Raw genomic sequence first — 16,308 nt, forward strand, 5'->3', positions numbered from 1 at the left:
CCGCCAGAGGTCTGCTCAAAGCAGCCCGGCCACACATCTAGGACGTACATGCCTTTCTCGAATATTCCGTCGCTTCTTTCCGAGGCGCTCGAAGCGCGTGGCTATACCGCGCTGACCCCCGTCCAGGCTCATGTGATCGAGGACAATGCCCGCGGGCGTGACCTGATCGTGTCGGCACAGACCGGCTCGGGCAAGACCGTCGCCTTCGGTCTTGCCATGGCGCCCGAAATCCTCGGCGAAGCCGGCGAGGACGGCGTCCAGCGCCTGCCCGCGCCGCACAAGCCGCTCGTGCTCTGCATCGCCCCGACCCGCGAACTCGCGCTGCAGGTCAGCCGCGAGTTGATGTGGCTCTATGCCAAGGCCGGCGCGCGTATCTCGACCTGCGTCGGCGGCATGGACGCGTCGAAGGAGCGTCGCAGCCTGGCGCATGGCGCGCACATCGTCGTCGGAACACCAGGCCGTCTGCGCGACCATCTCGAGCGCGGCGCGCTCGACCTGTCGGCGCTGAAGGTCGCGGTGCTCGACGAGGCCGACGAGATGCTCGACATGGGCTTCCGCGAGGATCTCGAGCAGATCCTCGACGCGTCGCCCGAACAGCGTCGCACGTTCATGTTCTCGGCGACGATGCCGAAGCCGATCGTCGCGCTCGCCAAGCGTTACCAGAAGGATGCTGTGCGCATCTCGACCGTCGGCGAAGATCGTGGCCACGGCGATATCAGCTACCAGGCCGTCACCGTCAGCCCGTCGGAGATCGAGCATGCGGTGATCAACCTGCTGCGCTTTCACGAGGCGGAGACGGCGATGCTGTTCTGCGCGACGCGCGACAATGTCCGCCACCTGCACGCCAGCCTGGTCGAGCGCGGTTTCGCCGCTGTCGCGCTGTCGGGCGAGCATAGCCAGAACGAGCGCAACGCCGCGCTGCAGGCGCTGCGTGACCGTCGCGCCCGCGTCTGCGTCGCGACCGACGTCGCCGCGCGAGGCATCGATCTGCCGACGCTGAGCCTCGTCGTGCACGTCGAACTGCCGCGCGATGCCGAGACTCTCCAGCATCGCTCGGGTCGCACCGGTCGCGCCGGCAAGAAGGGCACCGCCGTGCTGATCGTGCCGTTTCCGCGCCGCCGCCGCGTCGAGATGATGCTCCGCGGTGCGAAGATCAACGCCGAGTGGCTCAATGCGCCGACCGCCGACGACATCCGCAAGAACGATCGCGAACGCCTGATCACCGCGCTGATGCTGCCGGTCGAAGTGGACGACGAGGATCGCGAGCTGGCGACGCGCCTGATGGCGGAAAAGACGCCCGAGGATATCGCCGCCGCCCTGGTGCATGTGCATCGGTCGGCGATGCCGCAGGCCGAGGACCTGATCGACCAGAGCAAGCAGTCGGTCGGCGACGACCGCAGCACCGGCCCGCGTGCCGGGTTCGAGGACACCGTCTGGTTCCGCATGGACATCGGCCGTCGCCAGAACGCCGATCCGCGCTGGATCCTGCCGCTGATCTGCCGTCGCGGGCACATCACCAAGTCCGAGATCGGTGCGATCCGCATCGGCCCGAACGAGACTGCGTTCGAGATCCCGCGCAGCGTCGCCTCGCGCTTCGTCTCCGCCATCCAGCGCACCGCGCAGCAGGGCGAAGAGGAAAGCGGCGTCGCGATCGAAGCGATGCAGGGCGCGCCCGAGAGCGGTGCGCGGCATGACGGCGGTGGTGGCAACCGCAGCAATGCCGGCGGTCCGCGCCAGACGCTGCACCGGTCGCCTTCGCCGCGCGGCGGGCCTGCGCCGACGCGCCATCGCCCGCCCAATCGCGGTCCGCGTCCGTAAAGCGATACCAACGATCCTCCCCCCGCCAGGGGGAGGTGTCACCGAAGGTGACGGAGGGGGAGGATACGAAACCGATGTTTCGCTTGCCGCCCCCTCCGTCAGGCTACGCCTGCCACCTCCCCCTGGCGGGGGAGGATTAGAATTGATGACCCCACCGATCCGCATCCTCGTCGACGCCGACGCGTGTCCCGTGAAGGACGAGATCTACAAGGTCGCGTGGCGGCACGAGGTGCCGGTCACGATCGTCAGTAACAGCCATTTCCGCATCCCGGTCCATTCGCTGATCACCCGCGTGGTGGTCAGCGACGGCTTCGACGCCGCCGATGACTGGATCGCGGAGCAGGCGGACGCCAGGGCCGTGGTCATAACCGCCGACATCCTGCTCGCCGATCGCTGCGTGAAGGCGGGCGCGACGGTCCTGTCGAACACCGGCAAGCCCTTTACCGCCAACTCGATCGGCGGCGCGGTGGCGACCCGCGCGATCATGGCGGATCTGCGCGCGGGCGGCGACGTCATCGGCGGGCCCGCGCCGTTCGCCAAGACCGACCGCTCGCGCTTCCTCTCCGCGCTCGACGCTGCGTTGGTCCGTCTGAAGCGCGGCTGACGCGCAGCCCGCTTGATCTTCGCACCGGATCATAGGCATAGGCGCGCCGTCACCAGGAGACCGACGCCATGCAGACAGCTGCCGGTCCCGCGCTGGGCCTCGATTTCGGCACGACGAATACCGTGGTCGCGCTCGGCAATCCGGGCGCATTGCCCGATCTCGTGCCCTTTGCCGCGCCTACCGAAACCAGCCCGGTGTTCCGGTCGGCGCTATGCTTCTGGCATGACGACGTCCCCGGCGGGCTCGCGTCGGATGCCGGGCCCTGGGCGATCGCCGAATATCTCGAATTCCCGCAGGACAGCCGCTTCCTGCAATCGTTCAAGTCGGTCGCCGCCAGCGCGTCGTTCGAACAGGCATCGGTGTTCGACAAGCGCTTCCGCTTCGAGGATCTGGGCCGGCTATTCCTCGACCGGCTGGTTAAGCATGCCGGCGGGCGCCTCGACACGCGGCCGCAGCGGATCGTGGTCGGTCGCCCGGTCAAATATGCCGGCAGTCGTCCCGACGAGACGCTCGCTCGCACGAGGTACGACGCGATGTTCAAGGGCTTCGGCGCGGACATCCATTATGTCTACGAACCGCTCGGCGCTGCCTATAGCTATGCAACCCGGCTGACCGAGCCGGCGACGATCCTGGTCGCCGATTTCGGCGGCGGCACCAGCGACTTCTCGGTCGTCCGCGTCGCCGAACCAGGTGCGGCGCGCCGCTGCACCCCGCTCGGCCATGCCGGCATCGGGATCGCCGGCGACCGGTTCGACTATCGGCTGGTCGACCGGCTCGTACTGCCGATGCTGGGCAAGGGCAGCAGCTACCGCTCGTTCGACAAGGAACTCGAAATCCCGCGCGGCTATTTTGCCGATTTCGCCGATTGGTCGCGGCTTGCGTTGATGCGCAACCGGCGGACGCTGGAGGAGCTCGACCGGCTGCGCCGGACCGCGATCGATCCGGCGGCGATCGCTCGGATGATCGCGGTGATCGAGAATGAACTCGGCTATCCGCTCTACGACGCGGTGGGGCGGCTCAAACGCGCGCTGTCGACCAACGAGACGGCGCATTTCCACTTCTCCGGCGCCGGGCTCGAGATCGAGGCGGACGTCACGCGCGCGCAGTTCGAGGAGTGGATCGCCGACGACATCGCCCGCATCGAGACGACCGTCGATCGCGCGTTGTCCGCTGCGAACACCGGGCAGGGGGGTATCGATCGCGTCTTCCTAACCGGCGGATCGTCGCTGATCCCGCGCGTGCGGCGCATCTTCACCGAGCGGTTCGGCGAAGCGGCGATCATGAGTGGTGGCGAACTCACCTCGATCGCACATGGCCTGGCGCTGATCGGCGAACAGGACGATATCGCGGCGTGGTCGGCATGATGGGGGCCGCCTGATGGTCCCGCGCGTCCTTCTCGACACCGCACAGGTACCCGATGGCGGCGAGCTGCGCCTGCTGCAACGCGGCGCCGAATTCTCGATCATGCTCGGCGCCAACGAGCTGATGAACAGCCGGTTGAGCGGCTCCGAAGAGGCGCTGGCGGAGATGGCCTGCGAGCGGATCGGCACGCGGTCCGGCGTGCGGATGCTGATTGGCGGGCTCGGCATGGGCTTCACGCTCCGCGCCGCGCTGGCCCGGCTGCCGGTCGATGCAGAGGTCGTCGTCGCCGAACTCGTCCCTGCCGTGATCGCCTGGGCGCGGGGACCGATGGCGGCGCTGCACGGCGACAGCCTCGACGACCCCCGCACCCGGATCGTCGAGGCGGACGTCGCCGAACCGATCGATGCGGGCAATTGGGACGCGATCCTGCTCGACGTCGACAACGGTCCCGACGGCCTGTCCCGCGTCGGCAACGACCGCCTGTACAGCGCGCGCGGTCTTGCCACGGCGCGGCGTGCGCTGCGACCCAATGGCGTGCTCGCGGTCTGGTCATCGGCGCCGAGCAAGGCCTTTTCCCGAAGGCTGGCGGACGCCGGTTTCACGGTCGACGAAGTCGTCGCGCGCGCCAATCGTGGGGGCGGCGCGCGACACGTCATATGGTTCGCCACCGTGGCGGAATGTGGACCGGCCTTGCGGCATGAGGGTCGCAAAGGTTAATGACCCAATCGCGTGACCCCGCCGGACGGCCGCGAAACCAGGAGAGAAGCCGTGATTCCATCCGAGACCTATGCGGTCGCCGAGACGCCACGGCGCAAAAAATGGAGCGGCCAGCTCTATCTCCAGGTCCTGATCGCGATCGTGCTCGGCGCCGCGCTTGGACATTTCTATCCGACCTATGGCGCCCAGCTTAAGCCGCTCGGCGATGCCTTCATCAAGCTGGTTAAGATGATCATCGCGCCGGTGATCTTCCTGACGCTCGTGACCGGCATCGCGGGGATGAAGGAACTCGGCGCGGTCGGCCGCGTCGCGGGCAAGGCGTTCGCCTATTTCCTGTTCTTCTCGACCCTGGCGCTGATCGTCGGGCTGATCGTCGCCAACGTGATCCAGCCGGGCGCGGGCATGAACGTCGATGTCGCCTCGCTCGATGCCGCGTCGATCGCGGATTATTCGCATAAGGCGCATGAGACGACGATCACCGGCTTCCTGATGTCGATCATCCCGGACACGCTGGTCGGCGCGTTCACCGATGGCAACATCCTGCAGATCCTGCTCGTCGCGATCCTCTTCGGTATCGCGATCAGCCTGGTCGGCGACCCCGCCAAGCCCGTTCTCGACTTCCTCGAACGCCTCAGCATCGTCGTGTTCCGCCTGGTCGGTATCCTGATGCGCGCGGCGCCTATCGGCGCGTTCGGCGCGATCGCCTTCACCATCGGCAAATACGGCATCGGCAGCCTCGCCAACCTGGGTGCGCTCGTCGCGACCTTCTATCTGACCTCGGCGCTGTTCGTGCTGGTCGTGCTCGGCACGGTCGCGCGTCTCACAGGCTTCTCGATCCTCAAGCTGATCCGGTATCTGAAGGCCGAGCTGCTGCTCGTCCTCGGGACATCGTCGTCCGAGGCGGCGCTCCCCAACCTGATCGTCAAGATGGAGGCCGCGGGTTGCGAGAAGTCGATCGTCGGCCTGGTCGTGCCGACCGGCTATTCATTCAATCTCGACGGTACCAACATTTACATGACGTTGGCGGCGCTGTTCATCGCACAGGCGACCAACACCGACCTGACGCTGGGGCAGGAGGTGTTGCTGCTGCTCGTCGCGATGATCTCGTCCAAGGGTGCCGCGGGCGTCACCGGTGCTGGATTCATCACGCTTGCGGCAACGCTGTCGATCGTCCCGACGATTCCGATCGCCGGGATGGCGCTGGTCCTCGGCGTCGATCGTTTCATGAGCGAATGTCGCAGCTTGACCAACTTCATCGGCAATGCCGTCGCTACCGTCGTCGTCGCGCGCTGGGAGAATGCGCTCGACCGCGACAAGCTGAATGCGGCGCTCGACGGCCGGTTGCCGGAGCCGTCGCCGGCGGTCGAACCCTTGCCAGCGGCGCATTGATACCCTTAGGGCAGCGATCCGATTCAGTACGAATCGCTGACCTATTATCACAAGGTATTGCCATGTTCCGTCCGCTGACCGGCGGTGCGCTGTACGCGCTTGCTGTCACCCTTGCCCTCCCCGCGTTCGCGCAGTCTGCGAGCCAGTCGCAGACCGGATCGGCACAGACCGACCCTGTCGCGCAGAACGTCCCCACCGCGGGCGGAACCAAGGCACCCGAAGCGGAGCAGAGCACGTACCCCGCCGAGGCCGAAGGCTATGGCGCGACGACGGGCGGCTACAACATCTCGCGCTGGGCAGAGGACTGGAGCAAGTACAAGGACCCGGCGAAGCGCGATGACGTCCTCGACTCGCTGAAGTACATTTCGATCTCCGATCAGGACGACGTCTACCTCACGCTGAGCGGCGAGGTGCGCGCGCGGGTGAATTTCACGAGCAACCCGGGGCTGGTCGAGACCGATGCGCAGCGGCTCGATATCCTGCGCGTCGTCGGTGGCGCCGACCTGCATCTGGGCAACCATGTCCGTGTCTATGGCGAGCTCGCGAACGGCACGGTCGGGGGCGTCAATACCGGCGCGGTCGCGGGAACGCAGCGCAACGACCTGTTCGCGCAGCAGATCTTCGCCGACGTCTACGGCAAGGTCGGTAACGTCGACGTCGGTGTCCGCGGCGGCCGCCAGGAGTTCACCGACGGGATCAGCATGTTGGTGTCGGCCCGCGACAACAATGCGGTGATGTTCGTGCTGGACGGCGTCCGCGCCTGGGCCAAGAGCGCGACGGTGCGCGCCGACGTGTTCGACTTCAACTTCGTCAATTACGGCACCGAAGGGCTGTCGGACGACACCACCGACGGCGGCACGCGGTTCAGCGGCATCAGCCTGGGCGTCGTGCTGCCGAAGACCTTGTTCGGCGGATCGAAGCTGTACTTCGACCCGCTGCTTTGGCGGCTGCGCAGCCGCGAGCAGACCTGGGGCGGGGTCACGGGCCGCGAGGAGCGCATTTACTATGGTGGCCGTCTGTGGGGTACGGTCGGGCCGCTGACGGTCGACTATACCGTCACGCGCGAGGAGGGCGATTTTGCCGGCCGCCCGATCAAGGCATGGCAAGTGTTCGCGGCGCAGACCTATCGCCTCGGTACCGGCGCGACCGCCCCCCGCATCGGCCTGCGCGGCGACTATGGCAGCGGCGGCGATGCGTTCGACCCGACCAAGCCGCTGCGGACGTCGTTCTCGCCGTTCGGCAACAACATCTATTATACCTACGGCGTGTTCGTCGGCCCGATCAATTTCCTGGCGGCGGCGCCGAACCTGTCGTTCCAGCCGATCAAGAAGGTGCGGGTGACCGCCGAATACGAGTTCATGTGGCGTTCGACGGACCGCGACGCGGTATATCGCTCGAACGGCACGCCCTATGCCGGAACGCAGAACGTTGCAGGGCACGAGATCGGGCAGGCGGCGCGACTGCAGGCGGTGTGGAGCATCTCGCCTCGGCTGTCGTTCACCGGGCGGCTCGAGCATGTGCAGGCCGGCGATGTGCTGACCCGCGCGGGCTATAAGAGCTCCAATTTCGGGGCGGGGTGGCTCAGCTTCCGGTTTTAGGACCTAATCCTCCCTCGGCGGGAGACGGTAACGGTTTTCCATACCGCTCTTTCAATTTTGTCCCAATCTGTGGCACAGCAGCTCCAGCATCAGGAGTCGCAGACCATGGACCTGTCGTTCACCGCCGAAGACGAAACCTTCCGCGAGGAGGTCCGCGCCTTCTTCCGCGAACACCTCCCGTCACGGCTCGCCGCGCAGACCCGTGAGGGCCGTCGGCCGGGCAAGGCGGACATGGAGGAATGGCACACGATCCTCAACGCGCGCGGCTGGCTGGCCAACCATTGGCCGCGGGAATGGGGCGGGCCGGGCTGGAGCGTGATGCAGCGCTTCATCTTCGAGACGGAGGCGGCGCTGGCGCACGCGCCGCGCGTCGTGCCGTTCGGGGTCAACATGCTTGGTCCGGTGCTGATCAAATACGGATCGGACGACCAGAAGCGGCATTGGCTGCCGCGTATCCTCGACGGCTCAGACTGGTGGTGCCAGGGCTATTCCGAACCCGGTGCCGGCTCGGACCTTGCCGGACTCAAGACGACCGCCGTCAGGAAGGGCGACGTCTATGTCGTCAACGGCCAGAAGACCTGGACCACGCTCGGCCAGTTCGCCAACATGATCTTCTGCCTCGTCCGTACCGATTCTTCGGCAAAGAAGCAGGAGGGGATCAGCTTCGTGCTGATCGACATGACATCGCCGGGTATCGAAGTCCGTCCGATCACGCTGATCGACGGCGAAGCCGAGGTGAACGAGGTGTTCTTCACCGATGTCGAGGTGCCCGTCGCCAATTTGGTCGGCGAGGAGAATATGGGCTGGACCTACGCCAAGTACCTGCTGACCTATGAGCGCACCAACATTGCCGGCGTCGGCGCGTCGATGGCGGCGTTCGAACAGTTGAAGACGGTCGCGGCGTCGCAGCGCAAGAACGGCCGCGCGCTGGCCGACGATCCGCTGTTCGCGGCGCGGATGGCACGGCTCGAGATCGATCTCGCCAACATGCAGACGACCAACCTGCGCGTGCTCGCCGCGGTCGCGGGCGGCGGCGCGCCGGGGGCGGAAAGCTCGATGCTGAAGATTAAAGGCACCGAAATCCGCCAGGAGATCACCGCGCTCAACCGTCGCGCATTCGGGGCCTACGCCGCGCCCTATGTGCCCGAAGCGCTGGAATCGGGGTGGAACGGCGAACCGATCGGCCCCGACGACGCGGCGACCGCGGCGCCGAGCTATTTCAACAACCGCAAACTGTCGATCTTCGGCGGATCGAACGAGATCCAGAAGAACATCATCTCCAAAACCATCCTGGGTCTCTGAGCCATGAACTTCGAGCATACCGACGACCGCCGCATGCTGGCTGATACGCTCGGGCGCGCGCTGCGCGATGGCTACAGGATCGAGACGCGCAACGGCGGCGCCTATGGCGAGGCGGGGTACGACCCCGCGGTCTGGGCGCAACTGAGCGAACTCGGCATCGTCTCCGCGCTGTTCGATGAGGCCGCGGGCGGGTTCGGCGGCAGCGGGTTCGACATCATGGTGGTGTTCGAGGCGCTCGGCCGCGCGCTGGTGGTCGAACCGTTCCTGGGTGCGCTGATGGCGGGCCGCGCGCTGGCGGTTGCCGGCGGACATGACGAGGCGCTGGCAGCGATCGTCTCCGGTGCGACGATTGCGACCTTTGCGCATGACGATGCCGCCGATCCGGTCACCGCGACGCAGAGCGCCGACGGTTGGGTCCTGAACGGGACCAAGGCGGTGGTGCGGCAGGCGGAGGCGGCTTCCCTGTTCGTCGTCAGCGTGGGGGACGGGGCCAACCTGTTCGTCGTGCCCGCCGGTACGCCTGGCCTGTCGGTGCGCAGCTATACCGTCGTCGATGGCGGTGCAGCAGGCGAGGTGACGTTCGAGAATGTCACGCTCGGCGCAGACGCGCGGCTTGGCGGCGGCGGCCAGCGCATCCACGATGCTGCGATCGGCGCGGGGTTGCTCGCGCTGTCCGCCGAGGCGCTGGGCGCGATGGAATATGTGAAGGAGGCGACGCTCGGCTATCTGCGCGATCGCAAGCAGTTCGGGGTGCCGATCGGCAAGTTCCAAGCATTGCAGCACCGCATGGCGACCGTGCTCTTGGAGATCGAACAGACGCGCTCCGCGGTGATCAACGCCGCGGCAGCGTTCGATGGCGACGATGCGAAGGCACGGGAGCGCGCGCTATCGGCGGCGAAGTATACGATCGGCCGCACCGGGGCGCTGGTCGCAGAGGAGGCGATCCAGATGCACGGCGGCATCGGCATGACGTGGGAATATGCGGTCTCGCACTATGCCAAGCGGCTGGTGATGATCGACCACCAGCTCGGCGACGAGGATTTCCATCTGCAGCGGTATATCGCGTTGGGGTGACGCTGCAGAACTCCCCTCCCTGCAAGGGAGGGGGCGGGGGTGGGTCGGCTCGGGGCACGCGCGGCGTTCCCTCGAAACCAACCCACCCCCAACCCCTCCCTTCCAGGGAGGGGAGCAGAGGTCAGCCGATCGCCTCGACCACCGCCGCCCGCAGCTCGGGGATCCCCATCCCATATTCCGCCGACGTCACCAGGATGTCGGGATGCGCCGCCGCCCGCTTGCGTGCCTCGACCGCGGTCCGCTCGGTGACCTCGACGAGCTCGCTCGCCTTGATCTTGTCCGCCTTGGTCAGCACCATCCGGTAGCTGACCGCCGCCTTGTCGAGCATCTCGAGGATCTCGCGGTCGACATCCTTGATCCCGTGGCGTGCGTCGATGAGCACCAGCGCGCGTTTCAACTCCTGCCGTCCGCGCAGGAAGTCATTGACCAGAAACCGCCATTTCTTGACGATGTCCTTGGGCGCCTTGGCAAAGCCGTACCCCGGCATGTCGACCAACCGAAACGCCAGCGGCGCGCCGACGTCGAAGAAGTTCAGCTCCTGCGTCCGCCCCGGCGTGTTCGACGTCCGCGCCAGGCTGTTGCGACCGGTGAGCGCATTCAGCAGCGAAGACTTGCCGACGTTCGACCGGCCCGCAAACGCCACTTCCGGCACGCTGGCGGTTGGCAGGAATTCCAGCGTCGGCGCCGACTTCAGGAACTGGATCGGCCCCGCGAACAGCTTGCGCGCCGATTCCAACGTCTCCGCATCAAACGGCGGCACTACTGGCGTTGCGAGCTGCGTGTCGGGTTCGCTCACTTCGTCACCGGCACGTTCAAGTCCGGATGCCGGGCGTAGAGCAGCTTCTGCTGCGCGATCGTCAGGATGTTCGACGTGATCCAGTAGATCAGCAAGCCGACCGCGAACGACGACATCACGAACATCAGGATCCACGGCAGGAACGCGAAGACCTGCTTCTGGGTGTCGTCCATCGGCGTCGGGTTCAGCTTGAACTGGAAGTACATCGAGATGCCGTACAGGATCGGCACGATGCCGATCGCGATCGCATGCGGCGGGGTGAACGCCAGCAGGCCGAACAGGTTGAGCGGAGTCAGCGGGTCGGGTGCGGACAGATCGTGAATCCAGCCATAGAAAGGCTGATGACGCATCTCGATCGTCAGCATCAGCACCTTGTACAGCGCGTAGAACACCGGGATCTGCAACAGCGTCGGCAGGCAGCCGGCGAGCGGGTTGACACCCTCGGCCTTGTACAGCGCCATCGTTTCCTGCTGCATCCGAACCTTGTCGTCCTTGTAGCGTGCCTGGAGCGCCTTGGTCTTGGGCTGGATCGCGCGCATCTTGGCCATCGATGCGAACTGGCGCTGCGCGATCGGGAACATGATCCCGCGGATCGTCAGCGTCAGCAGGATGATCGCCACGCCGAAATTGCCGACCAGACGGAACAGCCAGTCGAGATAATAGAAGATCGGCTTTTCGACGAGGCGGAACCAGCCCCAATCGATCGCGTAATCGAGCTGCGTCGCGGCGCCGGAGTCGGTGTAGCGGTCCAGCAGGCGCACTTCCTTGGCGCCGGCGAAGAACTTCGACGTCTGCGTGATTGCGGCACCGGGTGCAACGATCTTCGGCTGCAGGGCATAGTCGGCCTGATACGCCTTGTTGGCGCCGGCGCGGAACTGGCCGTCGAAGGTCTCGTTGCGGTCGGGGACCAGCGCGGTCAGCCAATATTTGTCGGTGAAGCCCAGCCAGCCATTCTTGGTCGTGAAGCGCTGCGGCGCCTCGTCGACGTCCTTGTAGTTGGGGCGGTAATGCGCGCCGCCATTGTCGACCGACATCGGACCGACATGGATCGTCATCGACGACGGGTCCTTCGAGATGCCGATGCGATTGACCAGGCCATAGGTCGCGACCGGCACCGGTGCGGCGCCCGCGTTGAGCACGGTCTGACGCACGGTGAACATGAAGTCGTTGTCGACCGCGAGGACGATGCGGAAGCGCTGGCCGGTCGCGTTCGACGCGTCGAGCGTCACCGGCGTGGTCGGTGTCAGCGTGTTGCCGCTTGCGGTCCAGACCGCATCGGCACCCGGCGGGGTCAGGCCGTCGGCGCGCCAGCCGAAGCTCGCGAAATACGCGTCGGGGCTGCCGGCGGGCGACAACAGGCGGATCGGCGGCGAATTCTTCGCGACCGTCTCGTCATATTGCTTGAGCACCAGATCGTCGATCCGCGCGCCCTTTAGGTTGATCGAGCCCGACAGGCGTGGCGTCTCGATGCGGACGCGCGGCGATTCGGCGAGCACGACGCCGCGATCGCGGATCGCGCTGGCGCCGTCGGCGGCGGGATCCGCGTTGGGGTTGGCGATTGCCTTCGACTTGCCGTCGACGATCTTCGTGACCGGCGGATTGGCGGTCGGGAAGAACTTGCCCTGGATCAGCGGCCATCCGAACAGGATCAGCGCCGCGATCACCGCGAACAGCACGAAATTCTGCTTGTCGTCTTTCACAGGGCGGGATCTTTCAAGATTTCGACTCAGGGAACCGGATCGGGTCCGTACCCGCCCCAAGGATGACAGCGCGCGATACGCTTCGCCGCCAGCCAGCCCCCTTTCACCGCGCCATAGCGGGTGAGGGCGGTGATTGCATAGGCGGAACACGATGGCGTGTAGCGACAGGATGACGGCAGGACGAGCGAGGGGCCGAGTTGCCAGCCGCGTGCGAGCAGGATGAAGAGGCGGGCGATCATACGCCTACCTCCGTCACTCCGGACTTGTTCCGGGGTCCATGGTGCCGCGAGGGCAACGTACGATACTTAAGCGCCACCCCTGCCGCACGATGGATGCCGGACCAAGTCCGGCATGACGGGGGGGGGAGGGACGAGGTCACCGTGCCACCTTACCCAACGCCTTGCCGAACTCGGTCAGCAACAGCGCGTAATCGCGTTCGATCCCGCCGTTCCGGCCGATCAGCACATGATCGGCGCCGGCAATGCCGCGTACCGGCAAAAGCTCACGCGCCAACGCCCGCAACCGCCGTTTCATGCGGTTCCGGACGACAGCGTTGCCGATCTTCTTCGTGACGGTGAAGCCGATTCGCATCGTCGCATCACCGTCATCGCGCGGGCGCATCAGCAGGACGAATCCCGGCATCGGCGCCCGCTTGCCAGCATTCGCCGCGAGGAAATCGCGGCGCTGGCTGATGATGGTTAGGCCGACAGCTTCTTGCGGCCGCGTGCGCGGCGGGCGTGGATCACGGCCCGACCGCCGACCGTCGCCATCCGTGCACGGAAGCCGTGGCGGCGTGCGCGGACCAGGTTGCTCGGCTGAAAGGTGCGCTTCATCGGTCATTCCTAATTCGTCAAACAGAAAAGGGCCGCCCGAGCGGACGGCCTTGATGGGGCGGCGCATAGGCAAAACGGGGGCGCAAGTCAATCGACGGCGACGGTTCGTGCGGCCGCTTTGGCGCGCCCGTGGCGGCGCAAAGCGCTCGGCCGACGCATCACCCGGTCGACCATATGGCCGGTGCGCGGCCAGCGTCGCTTCAGCCGCGCCCATTTGGTCTTCGCGCGCCGCGAATTGCGCAGGATCAGGATCATCCCGCCGGCGAACAGGAAGATCCCGCCAGGGCCCGGTAGCGGCCCCATGATTCCCGCGCCGACGATCAGCACGCCGCCGAGGCCAAGCTGCGCGGCGCGCATCACCGGATGGCGGGGTTGGGGACGGGCTGGCTTCACGACGGGCATGTGGGTCCAGTGTGTTAGATCGGCAAGGCACGTGGCATGGGCAGACGCCGAAATTGGGGTATTACTAAGGCGGTGGATGCGCGAGCGCGATAAGGCGGGGGAAACGGGTGGCGGCGATCGTGTCGACGGTGGCGTATCTCGGGCTGGAGGCGCGCGCCGTCGAGGTGCAGGTCCAGCTGATTCCCGGGTTGCCCGCGTTCAACGTTGTCGGGCTCGGTGACAAGGCGGTCGGCGAGAGTCGCGAGCGCGTACGCGGTGCGATCGCGGGCATGGGGCTGGCGCTGCCGCCCAAACGCATCGCGGTGAACCTATCGCCCGCCGATTTGCCCAAAGAAGGGTCGCATTTCGACCTACCCATCGCGCTCGCCTTGCTGGGCGCGATGGGGATCGTCGACGTCGAGACGCTGGCCGACTATGTCATCGTCGGCGAGCTCGGGCTCGACGCGCGCATCACCGCATCGCCCGGCGTGCTGCTCGCGGCGCTTCACGCATCCGAGATCGGCAAGGGTCTGGTCTGCCCGGCGTCGCAGGGCGCGGAAGCCGCCTGGGCCGGATCGATCGAGGTCATCGCCGCGCCCGACCTGCTGGCGCTGATCAACCATTTCAAAGGCCACGGCCTGCTCAAGCCACCGGCACCCGGCGAAGCGGACGATGTCGTCCACGGCCCCGATCTGCGCCAGGTGAAAGGCCAGGAGACCGCGAAGCGCGCGCTGGAGATCGCCGCGGCCGGGGGGCACAATTTGTTGATGAGTGGCCCTCCGGGGTCGGGCAAGTCGCTGATGGCATCGTGCCTGCCAGGCATCCTGCCACCGCTCGACCCCGCCGAGGCACTGGAGGTGTCAATGGTCCAGTCGGTCGCCGGCACGCTCACCGGCGGTCGCCTGACCCGCACCCGCCCGTACCGTGCGCCGCACCATTCGGCATCGATGGCGGCGCTGACCGGTGGCGGGCTGAAGGTCAAGCCCGGCGAGGTCAGCCTCGCGCATCTCGGCGTGCTGTTCCTCGACGAATTGCCAGAATTCCAGCGTGCGGTGCTCGATTCGCTGCGCCAGCCGCTCGAGACCGGCACCGTCAGCGTTGCGCGCGCCAATGCACACGTCACGTTTCCGGCGCGCGTCCAGCTGATCGCGGCGATGAACCCGTGCCGCTGCGGGCATCTCGGCGATGCTAGCCTTGCCTGCGCGCGTGCGCCGAAATGCGCGGCGGACTATCAGGCCAAGGTGTCGGGGCCGCTACTCGACCGCATCGACTTGCACGTCGATGTCGCCGCGGTCAGCGCCGCCGACCTCGTCCTGCCACCGCCGGCTGAGGGATCGGCCGAGGTCGCCGCGCGCGTCGCTGCGGCGCGCGCGATCCAGGCGGCACGCTACCGCGACCACGCCGTGCGCACCAATGCAGAGGCCGACGGCCCATTACTCGATGCGGTGGCGATGCCCGACGATCCCGGTCGCAAGCTGTTGGCGCAGGCGGCGGAATCTATGCGTCTCACCGCGCGCGGCTACACCCGCATCTTGCGTGTCGGCCGGACGATCGCCGACCTGCAGGGCGCCGAAACGGTGCGTCGTGTCCATGTCGCGGAGGCGCTCAGCTATCGCCGGCGGTCGCCACCCAATTGATGACGGGTCCCGTTCAAAGGCCGCATTCCGAATGCGGCTGCGAGCACGGCAATTGTCCGCCGTGGATTCTCTCTATATTCTGGCCTGAGACGTAGAAAAGGGGGAGGCAAGATGCGTGTATTCGTGCTCGCGATGATGGCCCAAATTCTTGCATCGGCAGGCCCAGCACATGCCCAGTCGGCGCCTGCTGGCCCGGTAGCGGCGCCAGACCTGAGGGGCATGTCCGGCGATGCTGCCGAACGATGGCTTGATCGCCAATCCAACTATACCAGGTTGAACGACGAAGTCGTGGCGTCGTCGCGGTCGCTACGTCCGGTCCCCGCGCGGCCGAAGGACATTCTCCAAGGCTTGGAGGTTCGGGACGCCAAAGGCCTCGTCATCGGCACGGTCGCCAAGGTCGGCAGCGGGTTCGCGGTGGTGGCCAGTCCCACCGGCAGCGTCGAAGTCGATCTCGGGTCGTTCGCCAAGAACAAGAATGGCCTGCTGATCAACCTGCCCAAGACCAAGATCGACGCGATGATGACAGGCGGCAAGCCGGCATCATGAAGCGCCGAGGCGGTGTTGCCGGATCTGGAGCATCGTTGCGCAGCATCTCGCGACCCGCGCGTGGCAGGGTCACCGCTCCTTTTTGTAGGGGTTCCGCAAGTCGAGTGTCCAGCCGGCCTTGAGCCTATGATCGGTGGGCGCTGGGGCGGGGCGCACCGCGATCGCAACCTTGGCCTTGGCGTCGTTGGGGTCGATCGGCTGCGCGAACTTCAGTCCGGCGGTACCCTCGCGGACCCAAACCACCGTTGCCCCGATCGCTTCGAGCGCACCGACCGTGACGAGCACGGTCGCGCCCATGCGCAGATCCGCCGCCTGATCGATCCGCACGCCACCGGGCGACAGGTCGCGAACGCGGTGCTTGGTCGGTCCGCCGCCGCCGAACCGCTCTACGGTCGCGCTCAGCATTACGCTGGCGCGCGGCGGCCGTTCTCTGCTGGCGCTGGCGGCGGTGCCGTCGGACCCGGGGCAATCTGACGTGTTCGGCATGGTTCATAATTGGGGGTAGGGCGGTGGTTTCGCAATCGGGAGCGCCCGCTTGATCCCGCCCCGCG

The 16,308-nt window shown here is 66.6% G+C and carries 17 protein-coding genes; 10 read left to right on the plus strand and 7 right to left on the minus strand.

Annotated features, from left to right (window positions below):
• Positions 1-48: 48 nt before the first annotated feature.
• From U1701_RS10120 to U1701_RS10155, 8 genes are all read left to right on the plus strand, one after another.
• On the plus strand, positions 49-1,818 hold the full coding sequence (locus tag U1701_RS10120; protein WP_332782445.1) for a DEAD/DEAH box helicase: 1,770 nt from the start codon (positions 49-51) through the stop codon (positions 1,816-1,818).
• 145 nt (positions 1,819-1,963) lie between these two features.
• Positions 1,964-2,422 (plus strand): YaiI/YqxD family protein, encoded by a 459-nt coding sequence (locus U1701_RS10125; protein WP_332782446.1) that lies wholly within the window; start codon positions 1,964-1,966, stop codon positions 2,420-2,422.
• Positions 2,423-2,490: 68 nt separating this feature from the next.
• Positions 2,491-3,786, plus strand: coding sequence for an Hsp70 family protein (locus U1701_RS10130; RefSeq protein ID WP_332782447.1), 1,296 nt, complete (start codon positions 2,491-2,493; stop codon positions 3,784-3,786).
• A 13-nt stretch (positions 3,787-3,799) separates the two neighbouring features.
• On the plus strand, positions 3,800-4,501 hold the full coding sequence (locus U1701_RS10135; protein ID WP_332782448.1) for a spermidine synthase: 702 nt from the start codon (positions 3,800-3,802) through the stop codon (positions 4,499-4,501).
• Positions 4,502-4,552: 51 nt separating this feature from the next.
• On the plus strand, positions 4,553-5,890 hold the full coding sequence (locus U1701_RS10140; RefSeq protein WP_443026030.1) for a dicarboxylate/amino acid:cation symporter: 1,338 nt from the start codon (positions 4,553-4,555) through the stop codon (positions 5,888-5,890).
• A gap of 62 nt (positions 5,891-5,952) precedes the next feature.
• Positions 5,953-7,488, plus strand: coding sequence for an alginate export family protein (locus tag U1701_RS10145; RefSeq protein ID WP_332782449.1), 1,536 nt, complete (start codon positions 5,953-5,955; stop codon positions 7,486-7,488).
• 105 nt (positions 7,489-7,593) lie between these two features.
• Positions 7,594-8,790: an acyl-CoA dehydrogenase family protein gene (locus U1701_RS10150; protein WP_332782450.1), complete on the plus strand. Its 1,197-nt coding sequence runs from the start codon at positions 7,594-7,596 to the stop codon at positions 8,788-8,790.
• 3 nt (positions 8,791-8,793) lie between these two features.
• Positions 8,794-9,864 (plus strand): acyl-CoA dehydrogenase family protein, encoded by a 1,071-nt coding sequence (locus tag U1701_RS10155; protein WP_332782451.1) that lies wholly within the window; start codon positions 8,794-8,796, stop codon positions 9,862-9,864.
• 121 nt (positions 9,865-9,985) lie between these two features.
• Here the strand turns inward: U1701_RS10155 and yihA are convergent, their stop codons facing one another.
• From yihA to U1701_RS10185, 6 genes are all read right to left on the minus strand, one after another.
• Complete coding sequence (gene yihA / locus U1701_RS10160) at positions 9,986-10,624, minus strand: ribosome biogenesis GTP-binding protein YihA/YsxC (RefSeq protein ID WP_443026039.1); 639 nt, start codon at positions 10,622-10,624, stop codon at positions 9,986-9,988.
• Positions 10,625-10,656: 32 nt separating this feature from the next.
• The gene (yidC, locus tag U1701_RS10165) at positions 10,657-12,360 is read right to left on the minus strand and encodes a membrane protein insertase YidC (protein WP_332782453.1); all 1,704 of its coding nucleotides are present in this window, start codon (positions 12,358-12,360) and stop codon (positions 10,657-10,659) included.
• 26 nt (positions 12,361-12,386) lie between these two features.
• Complete coding sequence (yidD, locus tag U1701_RS10170) at positions 12,387-12,599, minus strand: membrane protein insertion efficiency factor YidD (protein ID WP_332782454.1); 213 nt, start codon at positions 12,597-12,599, stop codon at positions 12,387-12,389.
• Positions 12,600-12,735: 136 nt separating this feature from the next.
• Positions 12,736-13,056 (minus strand): ribonuclease P protein component, encoded by a 321-nt coding sequence (gene rnpA / locus U1701_RS10175; RefSeq protein WP_332782728.1) that lies wholly within the window; start codon positions 13,054-13,056, stop codon positions 12,736-12,738.
• A 2-nt stretch (positions 13,057-13,058) separates the two neighbouring features.
• Positions 13,059-13,193: a 50S ribosomal protein L34 gene (gene rpmH, locus U1701_RS10180; protein ID WP_031393806.1), complete on the minus strand. Its 135-nt coding sequence runs from the start codon at positions 13,191-13,193 to the stop codon at positions 13,059-13,061.
• A gap of 87 nt (positions 13,194-13,280) precedes the next feature.
• Positions 13,281-13,586 carry a hypothetical protein gene (locus U1701_RS10185; protein ID WP_332782455.1) on the minus strand — a complete coding sequence of 102 codons (306 nt, stop codon included), beginning with the start codon at positions 13,584-13,586 and terminating at the stop codon, positions 13,281-13,283.
• Positions 13,587-13,702: 116 nt separating this feature from the next.
• Between U1701_RS10185 and U1701_RS10190 the strand changes: the two genes are divergently transcribed.
• Positions 13,703-15,211, plus strand: a complete 1,509-nt coding sequence (locus U1701_RS10190) for a YifB family Mg chelatase-like AAA ATPase (RefSeq protein WP_332782456.1) — start codon at positions 13,703-13,705, stop codon at positions 15,209-15,211.
• Between the two features lie 273 nt (positions 15,212-15,484).
• A complete protein-coding gene (locus tag U1701_RS10195) occupies positions 15,485-15,757 on the plus strand; it encodes a hypothetical protein (protein WP_332782457.1) in 273 nt (90 codons plus the stop codon).
• A 69-nt stretch (positions 15,758-15,826) separates the two neighbouring features.
• Here the strand turns inward: U1701_RS10195 and U1701_RS10200 are convergent, their stop codons facing one another.
• A complete protein-coding gene (locus U1701_RS10200) occupies positions 15,827-16,243 on the minus strand; it encodes a PilZ domain-containing protein (protein WP_332782458.1) in 417 nt (138 codons plus the stop codon).
• Positions 16,244-16,308 lie beyond the last annotated feature (65 nt).

Source organism: Sphingomonas rhamnosi, assembly GCF_036663615.1.
Classification (GTDB): domain Bacteria; phylum Pseudomonadota; class Alphaproteobacteria; order Sphingomonadales; family Sphingomonadaceae; genus Sphingomonas.

Coding starts and splice junctions, on each gene's coding strand:
- U1701_RS10200 (WP_332782458.1), bottom strand. CDS start 16,243: ATGCCGAACACGTCAGATTGCCCCGGGTCCGACGGCACCGCCGCCAGC.
- U1701_RS10135 (WP_332782448.1), top strand. CDS start 3,800: ATGGTCCCGCGCGTCCTTCTCGACACCGCACAGGTACCCGATGGCGGC.
- U1701_RS10125 (WP_332782446.1), top strand. CDS start 1,964: ATGACCCCACCGATCCGCATCCTCGTCGACGCCGACGCGTGTCCCGTG.
- yidD (WP_332782454.1), bottom strand. CDS start 12,599: ATGATCGCCCGCCTCTTCATCCTGCTCGCACGCGGCTGGCAACTCGGC.
- rpmH (WP_031393806.1), bottom strand. CDS start 13,193: ATGAAGCGCACCTTTCAGCCGAGCAACCTGGTCCGCGCACGCCGCCAC.
- U1701_RS10120 (WP_332782445.1), top strand. CDS start 49: ATGCCTTTCTCGAATATTCCGTCGCTTCTTTCCGAGGCGCTCGAAGCG.
- U1701_RS10155 (WP_332782451.1), top strand. CDS start 8,794: ATGAACTTCGAGCATACCGACGACCGCCGCATGCTGGCTGATACGCTC.
- U1701_RS10145 (WP_332782449.1), top strand. CDS start 5,953: ATGTTCCGTCCGCTGACCGGCGGTGCGCTGTACGCGCTTGCTGTCACC.
- U1701_RS10130 (WP_332782447.1), top strand. CDS start 2,491: ATGCAGACAGCTGCCGGTCCCGCGCTGGGCCTCGATTTCGGCACGACG.
- U1701_RS10150 (WP_332782450.1), top strand. CDS start 7,594: ATGGACCTGTCGTTCACCGCCGAAGACGAAACCTTCCGCGAGGAGGTC.